The sequence below is a fragment of the Zobellella iuensis genome, from assembly GCF_016746085.1.
Lineage (GTDB): Bacteria > Pseudomonadota > Gammaproteobacteria > Enterobacterales > Aeromonadaceae > Oceanimonas > Oceanimonas iuensis.
Map to the genome: position 1 here is coordinate 16,744 of NZ_JAERTZ010000012.1, position 20,627 is coordinate 37,370.

A 20,627-nucleotide genomic window follows, 5' to 3' on the forward strand; every position below is an offset into this window, starting at 1 on the left:
AGCCATGGCTGACATTCCTACCTATCATGTGCTCGCCCTGTCGGGTGGAGGCTATCGCGGCCTGTACACCGCCACGGTTCTCGCCGAGCTCGAAACCGTGCTGGGCCGTCCTATAGCTTCGCACTTTGATCTGATTTGCGGCACATCGGCAGGAGGGATGCTGGCTTTGGGGCTGGCTGCGGAAATTCCGGCCTACGAACTCAAGGCACTGTTTGAAGAACAGGGCAGACGCATCTTTGGTTCCCGCAGCCTTTCACGGAGACTTCTGGGGTTCTGGTTGACCGCAAAGCATGACTCGGCGGGCTTGCGAGAAGTGCTGACTGAACGCTTCCAAGAGACCACTATAGGCGATCTGAAGCATCGTGTTCTTGTGCCGGCAGTCAACTACTCAACTGGTCTCGGGCAGTTCTTCAAGACACCGCACCATCCATCCTTCGAGCTGGATCACCGTATGAAGGTCGTTGATGTGGCGTTGGCAACTGCCGCCGCGCCGGTTTATTTTCCTCTGGCGCGCAATGACCGTGGAGTCTTTGCAGATGGGGGGCTGGTAGGCAACGCCCCCGGCTTGTTCGGATTTCACGAAGTCAAGACATTCCTGGCACCAAAGCAGGATGTGCTGGTACGGGTCCTTTCCATTGGCACAATGACCATCGGTGCGACCGTTCGCGGCGGCGCCAGTCTCGACCGTGGGTTTGGGAAGTGGCGCGGAGGACTTTTTGACCTAGTGATCTCCGCACAGGAATCATCGGTGGACTACATGCTGCGGCAAGCGTTAGGCGATAACTACTTTCAAATCGACGACAAGGCGACACCGGATCAAAGCAAGGACGTGAAGGCGCTGGATCGGGTTTCTATTGGCGCCACTAATACACTCAAGGCTCGTGGAAGCCACGCGGCTCAGCGTGCGCTCGGCAACCCACTTTTCAAACCATTTCGAGATCACCAGGCTGGCACCCCCATCTTCTATCACGGTCCCAACAAAAATGTTTCGGAGGACGCATGCTGAACTTGAGCCCACTTTTCTTCACCACCCTTGATGACGAATCCTGCTTGCACGACGATCTGGAGCTGACTCCTGAGCAGCGCGCCTTGATCGCCAGCGCACGCACAGATGTCAGAGACTGCCTGCGCACAGGTATTCCACGCGTATTAAGGGAAAATGGATATACGGAGGGTGTCCCCCAGCCCCGCTTCTTCACGCAAGGGTCGTGGGCATACAAAACGCTGAACTCCCCGGCACAACCCCCTCAGCAAGCCGATGTCGATGATGGCTGCTATCTGCCAATGAGTTTCGTCTCTCAGACGAAGCGTCCCAGCACTGCGGCGACGGTATTCTTTACTGCGGCGGAAGAAGCATTAAAGCCGTTGGTCAAGGAAAAGCGGTGGACGCTTGTCACCGATAAGCCGACGTGCATCCGCATCGTCATTGCCGCGTATGCCCATATTGATATTCCTCTGTATGCCATCCCAGACGAAGAGTTTGCGGTTCTAAAGGCGTCTATGGAACGGCGTGGCTACGATTCGTTATTGGAAGCTGTAAACATGGCGGAGCAGGATACCTGGACTGCGCTCCCCGCTGACAAGGTGCTGCTTGCTCATCGTGAATGCGACTGGATGCTCTCCGATCCTAGGCCCGTGAAGGAGTGGTTCTTGGCAGAAGTGGCTGCCAAGGGGGAGCAGTTCCGGCGTGTGGTTCGCTACCTGAAAGCCTTCCGCGATTGGAGGTGGTCCAGCGGAGGACCTTCCTCGATCCTGCTGATGGCAGCCGCGGCCCCACTCTTTGAGAAACGCGATAGGCGCGACGATCTCGCTCTGCTGGATGTCGTCGCGGCACTGCCAGCCCGGTTGCGTGAGGGAGTGAACAACCCCGTGGAAGAGTCTGAATCGCTCACGGAGCGACTTGGCCAAGCGGGTGTCGAAGATGCGGCCAAGGCATTCGAAGAATTCGAGAAGGTGCTTCGCGGAGCCACCGGCACCGGCAGTCCTTCACAGGCCTGCATCTGGATGCAAGGCGAATTCGGCTCGCGCTTTCCGAACGAGCCAGATCGGGTCAAAGCGGTGTCCGTTGCCGCCACCATTGCCGCGGCTCCCGCCACCGCCGGCCCGAGTGAACTTGTCGGGAGAACGAAGGCTGGATGAGCATAGCCTCAGCGGTCGCAGACGTGATCGAAGCCTTCAAGCAGCGCGGCTTCAAGTTTGTTGGTAAGACAGATGACGGCTGGCTCAAGCTGCATGGGCATTTGATCCCACCCCAAGCGGACAAGGGCTGTCCGTGTGAGGTTCAACTCGACCCCAAGTTCTTCGACTTGCCTCGTATCCGGCTGTTGGAAATCCCCTCGGAGTTGCCCGCAGCAGTTCCTCATCTTGGCGCAGACGGCGGACTTTGCTACCTCGCCAAAGGCACGATCGTTCTAGATATATACGATCCTGTCGGGCAGTCGCTGGCGTGCCTACAACGCGCCACTGTCGTGTTCGGGCATATCGTGAAGGGGGAGATGATCGAAGATCTAGCGGAAGAGTTCTTCTCCTATTGGCATGGTTGGCTTTGCTTCGTGGATATCCAAGGCAATGACTTGGGGCGGCAGAGCTGCATCGTCGCACAGGCCAATGGGAGTCCTTTGTGGTTCATCACCGACAACGAAGATCGAACAACTGAGAAGCTGAAGTCGCTCGGCTACCAAGTCACCGATAGAACGGTGCTAACTTACCGGGTCAAGACTGGTGCTCAACCTCGCCCTCTGACCAACCATTGGCCTCCTGAAACAGTTGGGGATATCTTGGCGTGGCAAAGCACCCTTGATCCCCGGTGCCGGCGCAAGATTCACAAGCGCATCAAGGAAGGGGAAAAGAAAAAGGCCAACGGAGTTTTGATCGTCATCGAATCTCCTTTGATGACGTATGGGTTTGCGGTTCTCTATGACCGCCAACATCCGGTCCAAAAAAGCAAGCTCACGGATCGCAGGGATTCGAGCTATGGATTGAAGGTGATGCCCATCTCAGTAGTCAGAATTGATGATAGGTATCTTGCCCAGCGGAACATGCCCAAGTCAACGACACTTGCCGGTAAAAACCTAGCCATTGTGGGATGCGGCACTATCGGCGGATATCTATCGGATATGCTGGTCAAGGCCGGGGCGGGGACCTGCGGCGGCAAACTCACGTTAGTGGATCTCGACATTCTGCTTCCGCAAAACATCGGGCGTCATCGTCTGGGATTTCCGGACTTGCTGTCGAACAAAGCCGAGGCCATGGCGAAGGAACTCAAGCGCTTGGCGCCAGGTGCCGAGATTCGTGCGCTGCCCGTGGATGTCAGGCAAGCTCAATTGGGAGAGCTGGATCTGCTCATAGATGCCACCGGGGAGGAAGCCCTCGGGCATTGGCTGTGCGGCCACTATACACCTCCGACGCCCATGCTTTCGATCTGGATCGAGGGGCCAGGAACGGCTGTCCGCACACTCCTGAGAATGAACACATCTGGTGCATGCTACCGATGTCTTTGGCATAGCAATAGAAGAGGCGAACTCCGTTCCATTGTTGCTCCTCTTCCTGCCATCTTAGCCGGGCATGGATGTGAAGGCTTGTACGTACCGTTTCCCGCTTCGGTGTCGGTGCACGCTGCCAGTCTTGGTGCTGAGATGGCTCTTGATTGGGTCAACGGCATCTATTCCCCTGCGTTGCGTACCAGACTGCTCGACCGCACCCAGCAGCTTGCCACCCCCGATTGCGATCCACTTCAGGATCGGGAGTGCCCCCTATGCAGTTCATGAGTTCCTGGGCTACCGACGATAGGAGGACACTGCTACATTTTTCGGACTCATCGATGGAGACATTCTGTCAGCACATTCAGATCCGTGATGTCGACTGCGAAGCTGGTGGGCTTCTGCTCGGCTCGGTTCATGGAACCCACATGCTCATTGAACAAGCAACGGTCCCCACAGCATGGGACAAAAGATTCCGCTACCTGTTTGAACGGATGCCGTTTGGCCACGAAGCGATCGCTCAGTCTCGGTGGACGACGAGTCAAGGTACCGTCCGCTACCTGGGCGAATGGCATACCCATCCCGAAGACCATCCTCATCCTTCTGGGCTCGATAGAACGGAATGGAAGCGCTTATCAACTAAACGTCGGGATAAGCGGCCAACGCTTGCTGTCATCGTCGGACGAAAATCCCTTTATGTCGAATTAGTGCCAAATTCGGGACACGGTTTAGTGCTGACCCCAGTGGAATAAAAGCCAGCTTCAGCAGCCGGCACTTAATGCGCCATATTGCTGCCTGTTTAACCAACAAAAGTAGAATCGGCGCCGGCAGGTCTTAAGCGGTAAACATCCACAACCGGGGATATCTTTGCGCTTAGTATCCACCTGGGACAGAATGAAGGTTACTGCTCTGAACACAGGGAATCGTCATGACATCGTCCATCACCGACTATCACGCTAAGTACTTTGCATTTGAGCTTACCCGCCAGCGGCGGGGCGGCGATGTCGGCCGCCTGGGCAACTCCCTGTTCGATGCCTCGGTCGACCTCAATCCGCACCAGATTGATGCGGCGCTATTCGCATTGCAAAACCCGCTGGTGAAGGGCGTGGTACTGGCGGATGAAGTCGGTTTGGGCAAGACCATTGAGGCGTCTCTGGTGATGGCCCAGCTCTGGGCAGAGCGCAAACGCCATATTGTCGTTATCTGTCCTGCCGCCCTGCGTAAACAATGGTCCAACGAGCTGGCAGAAAAATTCCATCTGCCCACACAGGTGCTGGATAACAAAACCTGGAAAACACTACGCAACCAAGGGATTCCAGATCCCTTCAGCCACCCGGTAATCTCGATTTTTTCCTTCCAGTTTGCCAAGCGGATGGAGCAGCAATTGCGCCAAATTCCCTGGGACCTGGTGGTTATCGATGAAGCCCATAAACTGAGAAATGCGCATCAGGACAGTAACATCATCGGCAATTGTATCCGCGAAACTTTTGCCGGTTGCAAGAAGCTGCTGTTAACGGCAACCCCACTGCAAAACTCCCTGCTGGAACTGTTCGGCCTGTCGACCATCATCGACGAGAACCTGTTTGGCGACAAAGCCAGCTTTCGCCAGCAATACATGCGCAGCGACAGTGACCTGATCGGGCTCAAATCACGACTGGGGGAGTTTGTGCACCGTACCTTACGCAAGCAGGTGCTGGAATATGTGCCCTACACCGAGCGCAAGGCCTATACCTACGAGTTTGAGCCCTCGGAAGACGAGATTCGACTGTACTATCTGGTATCTGCCTACCTGCAGCGCCCAGACACCTATGGTGTTCCCCTACAGCAGCGCCACCTCGTCACCCTGGTGGTGAGAAAGCTGCTGGCCTCATCCACTGCTGCAGTGCGCAAGACTCTGGACAGCCTGTTAAAACGCCTGAAAAAGCTCGAGGCGCAGGACAGCCTCACCGCCTTGCGTGATGACAGCTGGCCTGAGGATCTGTTGGATGACGATTTCGACGACGAGTTGCTGGAAGCAGCCGAAGAGTTTACCGACTACGACAATACCGTCCCCACCATCACCCTGGACCCGGACAAGCTGCGCGGTGAAATCGCCGAGCTGGAGCAATACCGGGAGCTGGCCGGCCGCATCCATGAGGACGCCAAATCCAGCTCATTGCTTATAGCGCTGGAACAAGGCCTTGAAAAAATGGCCATGCGTGGTGCCGGACGCAAAGCGGTGATTTTCACCGAGTCTTGCCGCACCCAAGAATATCTGGCCAGCCACCTGGAACGTCATGGCTATGCCGGCAAAGTGGCCCTGTTCAGCGGCAGCAACAACGCCCCCGGCACCAATACCATCTATCAACACTGGTTGGAACAGCACCAGGGAACTGATCGGGTCACCGGCAGCCGGGCCGTGGATGTGAGAACCGCCCTCATTGACCACTTCCGTTCCGATGCCGAAATTTTGATTGCCACCGAGGCGGCGGCAGAAGGCGTCAACCTGCAGTTTTGCAGCCTGGTTATCAACTACGACCTGCCCTGGAACCCCCAGCGTATAGAGCAACGCATAGGCCGTTGTCATCGTTATGGGCAAAAGCACGATGTCGTGGTGATCAACTTCCTCAACCAAAGAAATGAAGCGGACAAACGGGTGCTGGAGCTGCTAAGCCATAAGTTTCAGCTGTTTGATGGTCTCTTTGGCGCCTCCGATGATGTACTGGGCAGCATTGAGTCCGGCCTAGACATTGAAAAGCGCATTGTCGCCATTTACAACGAATGCCGTGAACCGGCCGAGATCCAGGCCGCCTTTGATCAACTACAAAAAGAGCTGGAAGAAGACATTGCCCGGCGCATGGATGAAACCCGCGAAAAGCTGTTCCAGCATTTTGACGCCAACATCCACGACAAGCTCAAGCTGACACATGAAGAAGCACAGCAACAGCTGGATCAAATGAGCCGCATGTTCTGGAACCTTAGCCAGCATGTACTGGCTCCTTGTGCATCCTTTACCCCGGCCAGCCTCAGCTTCCAACTGGAACAACCACCCGCCGGCCTGTCTGTGCCTGTTGGCCTCTATCAGCTGGTCAGCAAGAACAAGCAACTGGCGCCCATGGAACAGGCTCACAAATATCGCCTGGGTCACCCACTGGGTGAATGGGTACTGGATACAGGCCGGCGCCTGGACACGGCGCCGGCCATGGTTGAGTTCCACCTGTCGGACTTCAGTAAGAAACTGTCCTCCCTCGAAACACTGCACGGCCAGGCCGGCTGGCTGGAGCTTAATCAGCTGCAGCTGTCCAGCTTTCAAAACGAAGAGCACCTGGTCTTTACCGCCTTTACCGACCAGGGCCACATGCTGGATGCAGAGCAATGCGCCGACCTGTTCCTGCTTAACGCCAGGCCCCTGCCCCTTGCCGAAGCGATGCCACCAGACTCATTGGAGCAAAATGCCAAGCGCCAGTTGGACGCCAAGCTCAGCAAGCTGCTGGATGAAAACAACGAGTACTTCAAGCGCGAGCGCGACAAGCTGGAAGCCTGGGCGGAAGATCAGATGCGCTCGGCCCAAAAGCAGCTGGAAGATACCCGGGTGGAGCTACAGCAGGCCAAAAAACTCTCACGACAGGCGAATACCATAGAAGAGCAAAAAGAGGCGCAAGAAGCCATCAAGCGGCTGGAACGCAAGCAGCGCCAGCAACGCCAGGAAATCTTCAATGTGGAAGACGCCATCGAAGCCCGTCGTGATGCCCATATCGATGCCCTGGAACAACAAATGCACCAAAAAAGCAGCACCCAGAGATTGTTCACCTTGCGTTGGCGCCTGGTCTGAAGGAGCCCCAATGAGTCGGTACGATGCAATAGGAAACGAAGCCGAATATCAACCGGGGGGCGAATCCGGCGTGCTACGCAATCGTCTTGCGCTGACCCGTTGGCAGGATATCGAGGACGCGGAAACCGAACTGCTGGATGCCCTGTACCAGCAGGTATTGCCACACCTCTGGGACAACCTGACCTTTGCCGATATTCAGCACTGGCATCACCAGTGGCTGGGCAACCTGTACCACTGGGCGGGCCGGCTGCGCACCGTCAACATGAGCAAGGGCGACTTTCATTTTGCCGCGGCCGATCAGCTTCCCCGCCTGGTCTCTGCCTTTGAGCGAGACTATCTGTCACAACTTGCCGGGCTGAACACCCAACCGGAAGACACCGTGATCCGTTACCTGGCCCAGAGCCATGTGGAGTTCATTCTGATCCACCCGTTTCGGGAGGGAAACGGCCGTATTTCCCGGTTGCTGCTCGACGTTATGGCCCTGCAGGCCGGCTTTCAGCCGCTGGACTATCAGCTGTGGGAAGAACACAAGGACTTTTACTTCAAGGCCATTCAGGCCGGGGTAGGAGGAGACTGCCAGCACGTGGAGCGGTTGGTAAGAGACGTGCTGGCACAACAGCAGAATTAAGTCAGCTCAGTCGGCCAGGGTCAGTTGCGGAAAACGGCGCTTGCCGGACTTCAGCCGGGCCTCGATGGCGGCGGTGGGCTCACCGGTTTCAATGGCGCTGGAGCTGGCCACGGAGCGACGGATCCGTTCCGGACTGAGTTGGTTGCGTGCGGCGCTTTTGCTTCGGCGTATCATGGCGGCTCTCCTGCTCCTGAGTAGTGCTCACATTATAACAAAGGCGGCAGAATCTTCAGCAGTTGTCCGCGATTGTCCCCTCTTCGTCTGGTTTTGGTCCGCCGTATCCCGCAGAATAAGCACAATTTTAATAATACCCAGGGATAACGCATGACCGACCAACAGCCCCTCAGCTCCAACCAGACCCAGGTGCAAAAAGCTAACCAGCGCCGGGAAAAGTTTGCCGACCTGCTGCGCGAGATGTTCCAGCTCAATCAGCCCGAGCTGGACTTTGGCCTGTATCGCATCATGCACGCCCGCAAAGACGACATTAACCGCTTTATCGAGCAGGACTTGCCCCGCCTCACCCGTGAGGCTTTTGCCAACTTCGCCAGCAGTGACAAGGCCGAGCTGCAAAAGGAGCTGGAAAAAACCATTCAGGGGGCTCAGGCGCTGGAAGTGGATCCCGACACCCTGCCCAAGGTAAAACAGCTGAAAGCCCAGCTCAGTGACGGCTTCGATCTGGCCCGGGAAGAAGGCGAAGTCTACGATGCCCTGGTCACCTTTTTTGGCCGCTACTACGACGAGGGCGATTTTATCTCCCGCCGTGTCTACAAAAACGGCACCTACGCCATCCCCTACCAGGGGGAAGAGGTGGTACTGCACTGGGCCAACAAGGATCAGTACTACGTTAAAAGCAGCGAAACCCTGCGTGACTACAGCTTTCGCCTGAACCCACATCCCAGTAGCGCCGAGCCCGACCCCATGCGGGTGCATTTTAAACTGGTGGACGCCGAAGCCGGCGCCCAGAACAACAACAAGGAAAATGACACCAGCAAGCGGGTCTTTGTGCTGGATGCAGAGCGGCCTTTTGAGCTGATACAGGGCGAGCCCGACGAACGGGGCCAGGTGTTTGACGAGCTGCAACTGCGCTTTGTGTTCCGCGCCGCCACTCAGGATGACTGGCACACCAACAGCGCCATTCAGGCCGAGCTGCGCAAGGCCACTGCCGCCGCCAAGAAGAAACCGCCGGTGCAGGGTGTGCTGGTGGCAAGCGCCGTGAACTGGCTGCTAAGTAACGACAGCCAGCTGCCCGAGCAGTGGCGCAAGCAACTGGCCCGGCTCTACATCAAGGCCAATGGCGAGCCCGCCGACTACAGCCGGCTGCAGGGTCAGCTCAACAACTACACCAAGAAAAACAGCTTCGATTACTTTATTCACAAGGATCTGGGCGGCTTTCTTATCCGGGAGCTGGACTTTTACATCAAAAACGAATTGCTCAACTGGGACGACCTGGCCGCCCTCAAGCACAACCCAGCCCGGCTGGCGCCGCTGCTGAGCAAGGTGGAGGTGATCCGCAAACTGGGCGAGAACATCATCGCCTTTCTGGCTCAGCTGGAGAATTTTCAGAAAAAGCTGTGGCTGAAAAAGAAGTTTATCACCGACACCCAGTATTGCCTCACCCTCGACCGGCTGACCGGCCACGACACCCTGCTGGCCCAGGTATTTGACAGCCCCGCCCAGCAAGCGGATTGGAACACGCTCTATGGGCTGGATCGGGCACGACTGAAAAAGGATCTGGAGCAACATGGCCCGGCCGGACTGCTGGCGCAGGCCAAATATCGCTATCTGATGCTGGACACTCGCCACTTTGGCGAGGCGTTCAAGGCAGAACTGCTGGCCACCATGGACGACCTGGATCAGCAATGCGACGGCCTGCTGGTACACTCCGAAAACTTTCAGGCCCTGAACCTGCTGCAGGAACGCTACCGCGAGCAGGTAAAGTGTATCTATATTGATCCGCCGTATAACACTGGAGATGATGGTTTTCCGTACAAAGATAGATACCAATCATCCAGTTGGATGTCTATGATCACAGATAGAATTGAGCTTTCTGAACAATTTCCATCTGAAAATTGCTGCATGGTCATAAACATTGATGACGATGAAGTTAGCAACATATCGAAGCTTCTAGAAACTAACTCTTCTTTTAGTGAAGTAGCTAAAACGATATGGGACAAGAATCGAAAAAACGATGCTAAATTTTTCTCGATTGGCCATGAATACGCTCTTGTTTACGCTAAAAACCTAGAGAGCATGAAGCAGAATGGAGTTATATTTCGCGAGCCAAAAGATGGGATAGATGAAGCTATAAAAGTAATTGAAAGGGCAGAAAAAAAACATAAGGATGATTTTGAATCCATCAAAAAAGAATGGATGGCATGGTTTGATAACATACCAAAATCAGATCCAAAGTATAAACTTAAACGTTACAACAAGGTGAACCAAAAAGGTCCATATAGAGATGATGGGAATATAAACTGGCCAGGTGGTGGTGGCCCTCGCTATGAAGTTCTTCATCCAAGCACAGGTTTACCTTGTAAAGTTCCTAATTCAGGTTGGCGTTATCCAACTGTAGAAAGGTTTTGGGAGGAGTATGAAAATGGAAAAATTTCATTTGGCACTGACCACAACAAGGTTCCAAGTATTATAAGCTATCTCTTTGACGGCGATGGTCAAGTCATGCCATCTGTTCATTATAGTTACGCTCAAACATCAGCCCAAGAGTTCGATGCTTTATGGGGAGCAAGAGTCTTTGACAATCCAAAGAACTTTAGGGATGTAGCAAGGTTCATTCGTTACCTATCAAATAAAGAATCTCTCGTTCTAGATTACTTCGCTGGCTCCGGCACCACCGGCCATGCTGTGATTAACCTGAACCGAGAGGATAATGGCGAGCGTAAATATCTGTTGGTGGAAATGGGCGATTATTTCGACACCGTGCTTAAGCCCCGTATTCAGAAAGTGGTCTATGCCGATAACTGGAAAGCCGGTGCTCCCGTGGCAAACGAAGATGGCGGCTTCAATGGCGTGTCCCACTGCTTCAAATATATTCGTCTGGAAAGCTATGAAGACGCCCTCGGCAACCTGAGCCTGCAGCGCAGCAAGGGCCAGCAATCGCTGCTGGATGCGTTCGATAACGACGAGTTCAATGCCGCCCGCCAGAGCTATGTGATGAACTACCTGCTGGAGGTGGAAACTCGGGGCTCCGCTTCCCTGCTCAACACCAAACTGTTTGCCGATCCCACCGCCTACCAGCTTAATGTGCGCTCCGCCGGCGGCGATGAAACCCGTGCGATAAAGGTAGACCTGCTGGAAACCTTCAACTACCTGCTGGGCCTGACCGTGGAGCACATTGCCGCTCCGGTCTGGTTTGACGCCCAAATCGCCCAGGCCGAGCTGGGCCGCTGGCAGGCCAGGGTAAAGCACATCGGCAATGCCGAGCTGAACACCCTGGACGAAAACCGGCGCAGCCGCCTGTGGTGGTTCCGCACCGTATATGGCGTTAACCGCGCCGGCCAGAAGGTGCTGGTGGTATGGCGCAACCTGCCCTCGGTGCTGGCGCAACAGGACAAGGGCCTGCTCAAAGACAACGCCGTGCTCGACGCCGTGCTGTTGGAAAAACTGAATATTCGCCTCACCGCCAGCCAGGACGACCCGGTTGATATTCTCTATGTAAACGGCGACCACAATATCGCCATTCCCAAAAATCGCCGTGGCGAACCCATGACCGACGCCCGGGTGCAGATGATTGAAGAAGCCTTTCACCGGCTGATGTTTGCCAACACCGACGGCAACGGGCTTTAAGGAGGCAGCATGGCAACGGAACCACAAAAAACCAGCCGCGCCACCGGCGGTGTGCGCGGTAAAAAAAGCCAGAAGCAGAGCCTGGAGTTTCGTCATCACCTGGTGCTGAACCAGTGGCTGTTCTCGCTGTTCGGGTTCGACGCCGTATCCGGCCGTTACCCGGTCGACAAAACCGGCCAGCGGGAAGCCGCTACCCTGGAGGCCTTTCGGGATCGCTTTCAGCTGATGGGAGATGTCACCGGCCGCAACAGCGAAGGGGTACACCGCATCATCGAGGCCATTATCGATAACTACGACAATGGCCCAGGGCAGATAGACACCAACCGCATCAAGCTGACCGAAGAGCAGCTGCTGGACTATGATCGCCATATCAAGCAGATCACCGACAAGCTCAACCAGGCGCGCCTGAGCGCCGGCGAAACCGAGCTGGAATGGAAGTATTTTCAGTACCTTACGCTGCTGTTCACCGAAATTTACCTGGACTACTTCTTTACCCGGCCGGACAAGCTGCTGACCGAGCTCAATGCACAGATTCAGCGCTGGAACCAACACTGGCTGGACGAAAAAAACTACAATCACAAGCCGCTGGCGCTGCTAAACCCGGACGATGATCTCTGGCCACAACTGAGCCGCATTGCCTTTTGGAGTGCCACCGGTTCGGGCAAAACCCTGCTGATGCATGCCAATATTCAGCAGTTCCGCTATTACCTGAAGCGTTTTGGCAAGGCCAGAGACATCAACAACATTATCCTGTTGACACCCAACGAAGGCCTAACCCGCCAGCACCTGCAGGAGCTGGAGATTTCCGGCATTGACGCGGCCGAGTTCAGCAGCCGGGCGCTCTCTCCCACCGGCGATATGTTTTACGCCCAAAAACCGGTGCTGGTCATTGACGTCAACAAGCTGCGCGACAGCGAAAAAGCCAAAACCGTGGCCGTGGACAGCTTTGGCGGCAACAACCTGCTGCTGGTGGACGAAGGTCACAGAGGCACCGCCAGCGGCGGCGGCACCTGGTACGACTATCGCCAGAAGCTGTGTGCCCATGGCTTTTCGTTTGAATACTCAGCCACCTTCGCCCAGTCGAGCGGCCAGCACGAAAACCTGCGCCAGACCTATACCAAGTCGATTTTGTTCGATTACTCCTACCGGCATTTCTACAGCGATGGCTATGGCAAACAGTCGCAGATCCTCAACCTGGAAAAAAACCTCGATGGCGAAGACGAGTTCCGCTATCTGGTGGCCTCATTGCTCAGCTACTACCAGCAGTTAAGGCTGTTTGATGACCAGGCTACGCTGTTTAAACGTTTTAACCTCTCCCGCCCCCTGTGGGTGTTCGTCAGCTCCAAGGTTACCGCCACCCTGAGCAGCGGCGAAGCCTCGGACATGGTACAGGTGCTGCAATTTATTCAGCGTGTGCTCAGCCAGCGGGAAGCCACCATCAATGCCATAGCGCACTTGCTGAACAAGGGCATGGAAACCGCGTCCGGCCGCAACCTGCTGGATGGCCGTTTCAACTACCTCAAGGAGCTGGTTCAGCCGGCAGACAAGCTCTATCACGATATGATGGAGCGCATATTCCACTGCAGCGGCGGCCAGCTGTATGTGGAAAACATCAATGGCGTATCGGGAGAGATCGCCCTGCGCGGTGGTGTCTCCGACACCCCTTTCGGGGTGATTAACGTCGGCGACGACGGCAAGCTGGCCAAGCTTTGCGAAGAACACGGGCTCATTACCCAGGATGCCCGCTTTGGCAGCTCACTGTTCAACACCATCAACAACGACAACTCCAATATCAACCTGCTGTTGGGCTCCAAGAAATTTACCGAGGGCTGGAGCAGTTGGCGGGTATCCAACATGACGCTGATGAACGTGGGCAAGAACGAAGGCGCCCAGATTATTCAGCTGTTTGGCCGGGGCGTTCGCCTCAAGGGTTTTCAGGACACCCTGAGGCGATCGGCAGAGCTGGTGAATGAGCTCAAGCTGGCCGGCCTAGAGCGCCCACGCCATATTGGCATTCTTGAAACCCTGAACCTGTTTGGCATCAAGGCCGATTATATCGCCCAGTTCCGCAAGGAGCTGGAGGACGAGGAAATTCCGGTCAACCACGGCTTGATCGAATATGAACTGCCGCTGGTGCCCATGGCAAACCTGCCGAACAACCTTCCGGTTATTCGCATAAAGCCCTCGGTGGCCGGCAAGGCCATTGGCGGTGCCGGCACGGCCTTTCTGGAGCTGGCGGAACAGGTGGAACTGCTGCCACCCGGCGAGTTTTTAAAGTTGGGGGAGCAGAGCGCCTTTAACTACTTCTGTAATCCTCCCCGGGTTCAACTGGACTTTTATCCCCGTGTCGCCGCTTTTTCTACCGACAACACCGGGGAACGGCAGGTGAGTCGAAAGACCCAACATTTTACCGCCATGCACCTGGCGTTGATGGATACCGAAGCACTCTATTTCGAACTGCTGACGTTCAAGCGCGATCGCCGCTGGTCCAACCTGACGCTGACTCAGCAGCATATTTCAACCCTGCTGGCCGATCACGGCTGGTATGAACTCTATGCGCCAGATGCGGTGATGGCGCTGGGCGATCTCGGCAAACTGGACCTATGGCACGAAATGGCCATCGCCCTGCTGCGCAAGTACTGCGAAATGTTTTACGGCTACCGCCGCAAACAGTGGGAAGCCGACAAGCTGGAATATCGCCCCATTACCGAAAACAACAAATACCTGTTTGGCATTACCGATAAATCGCCCGATGGCAGTTACACCCTGACGCTGGACTCATTGCGTCATGAGTCACTGATCAAGCAGCTGGAGAATATACGCGACAAGCTGCTCAGCGGAGACGTCTCCCACTGGAAGAACAAGATACTGGACGGGCTGGAGTTGCTCTGGTGTGAACGCCATTTCTATCAGCCCCTGGTGGCCGCCACTCAGGGGCTGGATTTTCAGGTTAATCCCGTTTCTCTTAACAAGGGAGAAGCCCAGTTCGTCAAGGACCTGCAGTCGGCCTGGGAGCAGAAGGTGTTCAATGGGTACGAGCTGTATCTGCTGCGAAACCAAACCGGCCAGGGGGCCGTGGGGGTATTTGTGGATGGCGGCTTCTACCCGGACTTCATTCTCTGGCTGGTTAGAGATGGCAAACAGCATGTGGTGTTTGTCGACCCCAAAGGGCTGCGTCAACACACGCCACAAAGCCCCAAGGTCAGGTTCCATCAAACCATAAAAGAGATAGAAAACGGGCTCGCCAACCCCAACATTCAGCTGGATGCCTTCTTGATCTCCAATACACCGAAAGCCACTCTGCTGGGTGACTGGCGGGATGACCAGGGCCAACCGGTAACGGAGCAACAGCTAAAGGACTGGCACATCCTGTTTGAGCAGGATGGGGTAGAGGCCATCCGTGAGCTGGTGAAAAAGGTCACCCGCTGACGACAGCGATTTAGTCTCACCTTTGCAAGCCAATCAAAAAGAGCCCTCAAGTTTATGAGGGCTCTGGATTATGTATGCGGTTGGTAGTCCATGCATTACAACTATAACTGGGTGAGCTAGCCACCGTGTCAGAGGGTGATCCTGTTCACAGGAATGAGCTATTTCTGACCTAATATCCGGTGAGTATCGGACTACTCCCGGAAAACCAACCACAAGCTACGGGAGTGATTTCTGTGAGTGAGCAAATAGAGAATCGGAAAAAACTCCGCTTTTCTTGAGCATGGCTAGAATAAATATCAAGGAGTGGTGAGTTGGATTTATTCAGTCAAACTGACAAAAAGTTCACTCATTGCAATAAATGGGACTTTTCATAATCGAAAAAAGTGTTAACTCTAAAACAAACCAAGCATACCTTGGCATAACACTCCGACCGCTGATAAAGCGGAGAGTATCAAAACAACTCCTCTAACACTTTCATTACCAGCGACCATTTCGAGCCTAGAATAAAGCCACACCCCACCCAAAACACCAGGCAGCATCTTCATGATAAACGGAAACATGAGCAATTCAAAACCACGACTGAATACAACCAATGCAATCGACAACGGAGTCCCGACCAAAAAGAAAGCAGCAATCTCATTACGAGCAACCAAACGATTTTCGCGCTGATATAACAACGCCATGGGAGGACCACCAATAGAAGTGGTGGTTCCCATAAGGCCAGAGAAAAAACCGGCTACAATCATGTTTTTTGTGGTTATTGTTAGTGTATAACTTCGCCAGCTCAACCATGTAGCTACCAGCAATACAGCACCGAACAGAAAACTCAACTGACAGGATGAAATACTTACTAACAGCAAAACCCCACACCATGAGCCAGGTAACCTAGCGACAATTGCAGGGAATACCCTTCTCCAATTCAGCCCATGACGCTGTTTCATCACCATGATTACCGATAGTATCCAGCCCAACACCAGCACAGGGCCAGGAACATATGAAGGCTCAATCAAATATAATAAAGGTGCGACTAGCAGGCCAAAGCCGATGCCAACCCAAGCCTGCAGAAGAATGCCAAAGGTTACAATAAATAACGCCAAAGCTTCACTTGAGGAATAAAGCATAAAAGAAAACCGGAAACAACAAGGACCAACAACCCATCATATTCGAGTAAATATGACCCATAGCAACCCAACCTCAACAAGTGAGTAAAAACACCTATCCAATAGCTCAAAAAAAAACAGCCACCATGAACAGGGAAATCACCTCACAACAAAAATATCCGGCACAGAAGCTACCATTATGAAAAAATTACTCATAGCAAAACAGTCGTGGTGATAATAATTGTTTCCGGCACTTTAAATAGCCATTCCTAATAGTGATACATCGACCGGACACCGCGCGTAGACACGCAGTGATCCCATCCCCACCGCGCTATCCCTGGTGCGAAGGATCTGCTTAGCCTCACTCGGTAGCAGCTGATAGTGGGCTACTATTCTGAACAGCTATTTCACTGTCTCTCCCTAAAATATCGCGGAAAGCATAGATGCAACACTTCATCAATGTAGCATCAGGAATGAGAAACACTTTCTTGCAGCGCTATCCAGCCCTAATATGTCTCTTACTGACCACCCGCACCCTGGCGAGATCGTTCACTGTTTTCCACCAGAATACCGGCGCCGATGCGGTTGATTTCGGCCCACAGTCCCTCGTCGATCTCGATGCCGTTATCTATGATGTATTCCTTATGCTCAGCCAACTGCTCAGGGCTGATATAGCGGGCATTGCGGTTACCCTTCGAGTGTTGCAGCGAACCGGCCAGGTCAACCCGGGAGCTGCAGACGATGGTCAGCACTTGAGGCTCATCAGTGTTCACCAGACTGGTGACCGCCTCGCTGAAACTGGGATAACGCTCACCCGCCTTGATAGCTGCCGCATATTCTTTTACCGTCCTGCTGCCGTTCTGCCAGTAGGCGGTCACGCTGATTCCACGCCGGCCGCAGTCGGTCAGTGCTTTCAGGGCAAACATACGGTTATGGCAGTTGTGCACGGTAATGGTGGCAATGCCACTTTCCAATGCCTTGGCATGGGCTAGGTCTACCGAGGCGGCGATGCAGTTCAGGGCGCTGCGGCCGTTGCTGTCAATAATGGCTGAGGTACTGTCTTCATACACCACAGTGCTCAGCGGCTTGTCAGCATCCGACTTGATATAGGGTAGCGCTTGCTCCAGTTCTGCCAACCCGTTGAGGCCATGCTTTTCCAGCCATAACACCATATTGGCGGCATCTTCATAGTTACCAACAAAGTAGCCGGCCGCCTCAAAGCAGCGTCGCAGCGCCGCCTTCAGTTCATTCATTGACACTTGCATCAGTGTTCTCCTTATTCACCGGTGCCAGGGGCATAAACCAGTCGTCATGATAGATCTTACCTATATCTTCCAGTAACGGGGCTCCCTGATACATGGTATTGCGCACCCACAACCGGGAGCGGGGGTCAAATTTACTGACGCCGAAGAACGACAGCTTGGCCCGCAGTAAATGCATCGGCAGAATATCCTTCGCCAGCAGATTGGCCTGTATATCTCCATACACACAACGATCCATGCTCTGGATGCGGCGCACTATGCCGCGTAGCTTGGGCTGGGCTACCATAAAACGGGCCGTAGAATGTTGCGGAAACTCTTCGATATACTGGCATAACTGCTGATAGCATTTGTACACTGCATAACCCACGCCAAGGGCCATCTGTTTATCCTTGCCGCTGTCTAGGGCACACTGGCCCAAACGTGGTTCCATTTTTTCTTCCGAGCGGTACCAAAAAATATCCCGGGCCCCTTCTTCACTAAAATCAATCTTCAACGCCCAATCATAGCGACGTTCAATCACCTCTTTTAGTCGTTGTAGCGGCATAAGCGGGTCCAGATCGAGAAACTCTTCAGCACAATAGTAATCCTCTAACCCGTCTACCAGTTGCGGATAGAGCTCTAGTATCACGGATACCAGCAACTCCTGTCCTTGCAGCGAACAATGTTGTTCACTCCAGGCCAGCAATTCATTCCAGCTGTTCAGTGACTGTTCAGCCTGCCGCCGCAGGGCGAACAAATCGTCGATAACCCGCAAGTTATTCGTTGTCTGCCACTGATCCTCGGTCACGGTTTCGGCCATATGCTGTGAGCAACGAGCGAGCAAGGAGTCAAACTTTTGGAAAACTTCACCGTCGATATGGCCCAGGGTGCGCACCAAGGCCAGAGCCAGCTCGCGCATTTCCACCCACCGATTGATCAGCATGGGGTGATTGATGAGATAGGGTGCCATCCCCAGCCCAGTGGAATTACCTATGCCAAAGTAACGTTTAATTTCAGGTTGCATGGGGACAAAAGTCCGGGGAGCTCGATGAGCGGCAATATGTTCTACCTGCAACAGACTGAAATTTCTCAACATGAAACAGACAAACATCTCGGCGGCAAAGGGTCGGGAAAAATCAGGATAACGCGTGCTGACCTTCTCCCAGTCGGCCATTCCTAGCTTGCCACTGCCATAGACGGCCGTGGTACGGTACAGATAGCCGACCTTGGCGATGTTGGCCACATCCGGCTGCTCGCCCCTGGCCAGTTGGTCGACCACATAATCAAAATTGCGGGCACTGCGGTTGGCGCGGGACAATACGAATACGCGGGAGTCCACCCGGCCCGCTTCCTGCAGGGGGACATTCTGGCGCAGGAACTCCAGATAGTCCTCATCAACCCGACCTTCGACCAGCGCCATAGTCAGATCCCATTTGCTGGCGATAACCCTGTCGTTGCGCTCTTCCGAGCTCAGATAATCGGAAAAGATAACAAAGCTAAACAGGCCCTGAGGGGCGGTAATTTCATAGATCACTGTGCCATAACCGTCGGCACACAGCTCAAGGCGGACGGTGTCGATCTGCCAGCGCTCCAACATAATCCGCCGCACCAGGGTACGCATAAAGCTCAGCCGACTCTGGTGCATAGCTCCCAGCCGCTCTAGATCCATCACCTGGCCGACTGGTCGTAGCGGCAGGGCATTACTGCCTGTCAAAGAGGCTTTAATCGCAGCTAACCTCATCATCTTCTATCCTCGCGTAATGGCTACATATCCCTCAGTCCCATGCGCCGGACTCAGCAGCTGGTAACAACAGTCCTGCTACCAGAGGAAGCTGCACCGGATCATTTTTCCAAAGAGTCTTGATCAGGTGAGCAAACCGGTTTTCAACGTCACCAACCGTTTGTGGCTAGCCTAGGATCACTCCTCGAGCCACTGTCCTGTTCTCTCCGCATGCCAGCCATCTTTATCCAAAGCAATAAGCCCATACAAGTTAAAAGGCTATATCGCTTGATAAGCATAACTTATCAAAACTCGACAAAACCGTACTATTACTGATGTTTAGCGGCAGACATAGCAAGCTGGACACCTGAATTTTGCTATCAAAAAGGGTTACTAGTGAACAAGAGGTGGGTAAATTTTAACCAATGGTTGCACATGCAGCCCCTTGAGGGAACAGCTCAGGCGGTATGACTGGCCAGGATGAAATCGACCAGCGCCTGGGCCGCCGGGGGCAGGGATTTATTGCTGAGGGTCACAATACCGATACGCCGGCGCACCAGCGGCGTATGCAGGGGAATAAACGCCAGCTTGGCATTGTCGGCGGGAAAAGCGTACCAGGGCAGGGTGGTGATGCCAAAGCCGGCTTCCAGCATGGCGATCAGCGAGATCATGTTGGAAATGTAGTACTGGGAGTTCACCAGCAGGGGCTGGGCCTCGCTGTCCTCCAGCAAACTGGACGTACCGTTGCGGATCAACCGGTAGGGCTGCAATTCCTGCCAATGCAAGGCCTCCTTTACGGCCAATGGATGATTGTGCGGGCACACCACACCGATATGGTCTTCCCACACCGGAATAAAGTGTTTTTCGCTTTGTTCCTGCTCATCGAACAGACTGGCGATGCCGAAATCAACCTGCTGGTTTTCCACCATTTTCAGTACGGCACTGGAGTTATCGTCAAATACGCTGACATGTAATTCACTGTTGCCGATAAAGTTCAGCAGTAACTCCGGCAGAAAACGACTGGCAATTGAGGGCACGGACGCCAACCGCAGGTGGCCAGTCTTATGCTCGGCCAACAACGTCATATCTTCCGCAATGAGATCGTGATGGGCGATCAGCTCCTTGGCCTTGGGCAAAAAGTATTTGCCAAAGGGTGTCAACTCGGCTTTGGCAGTACGACTGTTGCGCTTCTCGAACAGTGCCTCGCCCAACTTGCTTTCAAGATCGCGAATCGACAGTGAAATGGCCGGCTGGCTGCGATGCGCTTTTTCGGCGGCGAGATGGAAGCCTTTTAGCTCGGCGACCCAGACAAAATGGCGCAGTTGAGTGATCTTGAATTCCAGCAACATGATAAGACTTCCTTATCAATCGATATCATTAATTAATTTTATTTATTAAAGCACAACTCCTATGATGAA

At 54.1% G+C, this 20,627-nt stretch carries 13 protein-coding genes; 8 read left to right on the forward strand and 5 right to left on the reverse strand.

The genetic code is table 11. The annotated features are described in order from the left end of the window. Window positions 1–4: 4 nt before the first annotated feature. The 6 genes from JKV55_RS03835 (at window position 5) to JKV55_RS03860 (ending at window position 7,918) form a co-directional block, all read left to right on the forward strand. On the forward strand, window positions 5–1,006 hold the full coding sequence (locus tag JKV55_RS03835) for a CBASS cGAMP-activated phospholipase (protein ID WP_202082430.1): 1,002 nt from the start codon (window positions 5–7) through the stop codon (window positions 1,004–1,006). Then, the gene (locus tag JKV55_RS03840; protein WP_202082431.1) at window positions 1,000–2,139 is read left to right on the forward strand and encodes a CBASS cGAMP synthase; all 1,140 of its coding nucleotides are present in this window, start codon (window positions 1,000–1,002) and stop codon (window positions 2,137–2,139) included. The genes JKV55_RS03835 and JKV55_RS03840 overlap by 7 nt, the downstream gene beginning before the upstream one ends. Next, window positions 2,136–3,767, forward strand: a complete 1,632-nt coding sequence (locus JKV55_RS03845; protein WP_202082432.1) for a ThiF family adenylyltransferase — start codon at window positions 2,136–2,138, stop codon at window positions 3,765–3,767. The genes JKV55_RS03840 and JKV55_RS03845 overlap by 4 nt, the downstream gene beginning before the upstream one ends. A gap of 53 nt (window positions 3,768–3,820) precedes the next feature. Continuing rightward, on the forward strand, window positions 3,821–4,231 hold the full coding sequence (locus JKV55_RS03850; protein WP_237332654.1) for a Mov34/MPN/PAD-1 family protein: 411 nt from the start codon (window positions 3,821–3,823) through the stop codon (window positions 4,229–4,231). A 176-nt stretch (window positions 4,232–4,407) separates the two neighbouring features. Next, window positions 4,408–7,290, forward strand: a complete 2,883-nt coding sequence (locus tag JKV55_RS03855) for an SNF2-related protein (protein ID WP_202082434.1) — start codon at window positions 4,408–4,410, stop codon at window positions 7,288–7,290. A gap of 10 nt (window positions 7,291–7,300) precedes the next feature. Then, on the forward strand, window positions 7,301–7,918 hold the full coding sequence (locus tag JKV55_RS03860) for a Fic/DOC family protein (RefSeq protein ID WP_202082435.1): 618 nt from the start codon (window positions 7,301–7,303) through the stop codon (window positions 7,916–7,918). A gap of 6 nt (window positions 7,919–7,924) precedes the next feature. Here JKV55_RS03860 and JKV55_RS03865 read toward each other — a convergent pair whose 3' ends face one another. Beyond that, window positions 7,925–8,092 (reverse strand): hypothetical protein, encoded by a 168-nt coding sequence (locus JKV55_RS03865; protein WP_202082436.1) that lies wholly within the window; start codon window positions 8,090–8,092, stop codon window positions 7,925–7,927. 150 nt (window positions 8,093–8,242) lie between these two features. Between JKV55_RS03865 and JKV55_RS03870 the strand changes: the two genes are divergently transcribed. Then, window positions 8,243–11,719 (forward strand): site-specific DNA-methyltransferase, encoded by a 3,477-nt coding sequence (locus JKV55_RS03870; protein WP_202082437.1) that lies wholly within the window; start codon window positions 8,243–8,245, stop codon window positions 11,717–11,719. A gap of 9 nt (window positions 11,720–11,728) precedes the next feature. After that, window positions 11,729–15,148, forward strand: a complete 3,420-nt coding sequence (locus tag JKV55_RS03875; protein WP_202082438.1) for a DEAD/DEAH box helicase family protein — start codon at window positions 11,729–11,731, stop codon at window positions 15,146–15,148. A 392-nt stretch (window positions 15,149–15,540) separates the two neighbouring features. Here JKV55_RS03875 and JKV55_RS03880 read toward each other — a convergent pair whose 3' ends face one another. From JKV55_RS03880 to JKV55_RS03895, 4 genes are all read right to left on the reverse strand, one after another. Then, window positions 15,541–16,269: a sulfite exporter TauE/SafE family protein gene (locus tag JKV55_RS03880; protein WP_202082439.1), complete on the reverse strand. Its 729-nt coding sequence runs from the start codon at window positions 16,267–16,269 to the stop codon at window positions 15,541–15,543. Between the two features lie 497 nt (window positions 16,270–16,766). Beyond that, on the reverse strand, window positions 16,767–17,513 hold the full coding sequence (locus tag JKV55_RS03885) for a DUF3726 domain-containing protein (RefSeq protein WP_202082440.1): 747 nt from the start codon (window positions 17,511–17,513) through the stop codon (window positions 16,767–16,769). Then, entirely contained in the window at window positions 17,494–19,233 is a 1,740-nt protein-coding gene (locus JKV55_RS03890) for a hypothetical protein (protein ID WP_202082441.1), read from the reverse strand. The genes JKV55_RS03885 and JKV55_RS03890 overlap by 20 nt, the downstream gene beginning before the upstream one ends. 434 nt (window positions 19,234–19,667) lie before the next feature. Beyond that, complete coding sequence (locus JKV55_RS03895) at window positions 19,668–20,558, reverse strand: LysR family transcriptional regulator (protein ID WP_202082442.1); 891 nt, start codon at window positions 20,556–20,558, stop codon at window positions 19,668–19,670. Between the last annotated feature and the right edge of the window lie 69 nt (window positions 20,559–20,627).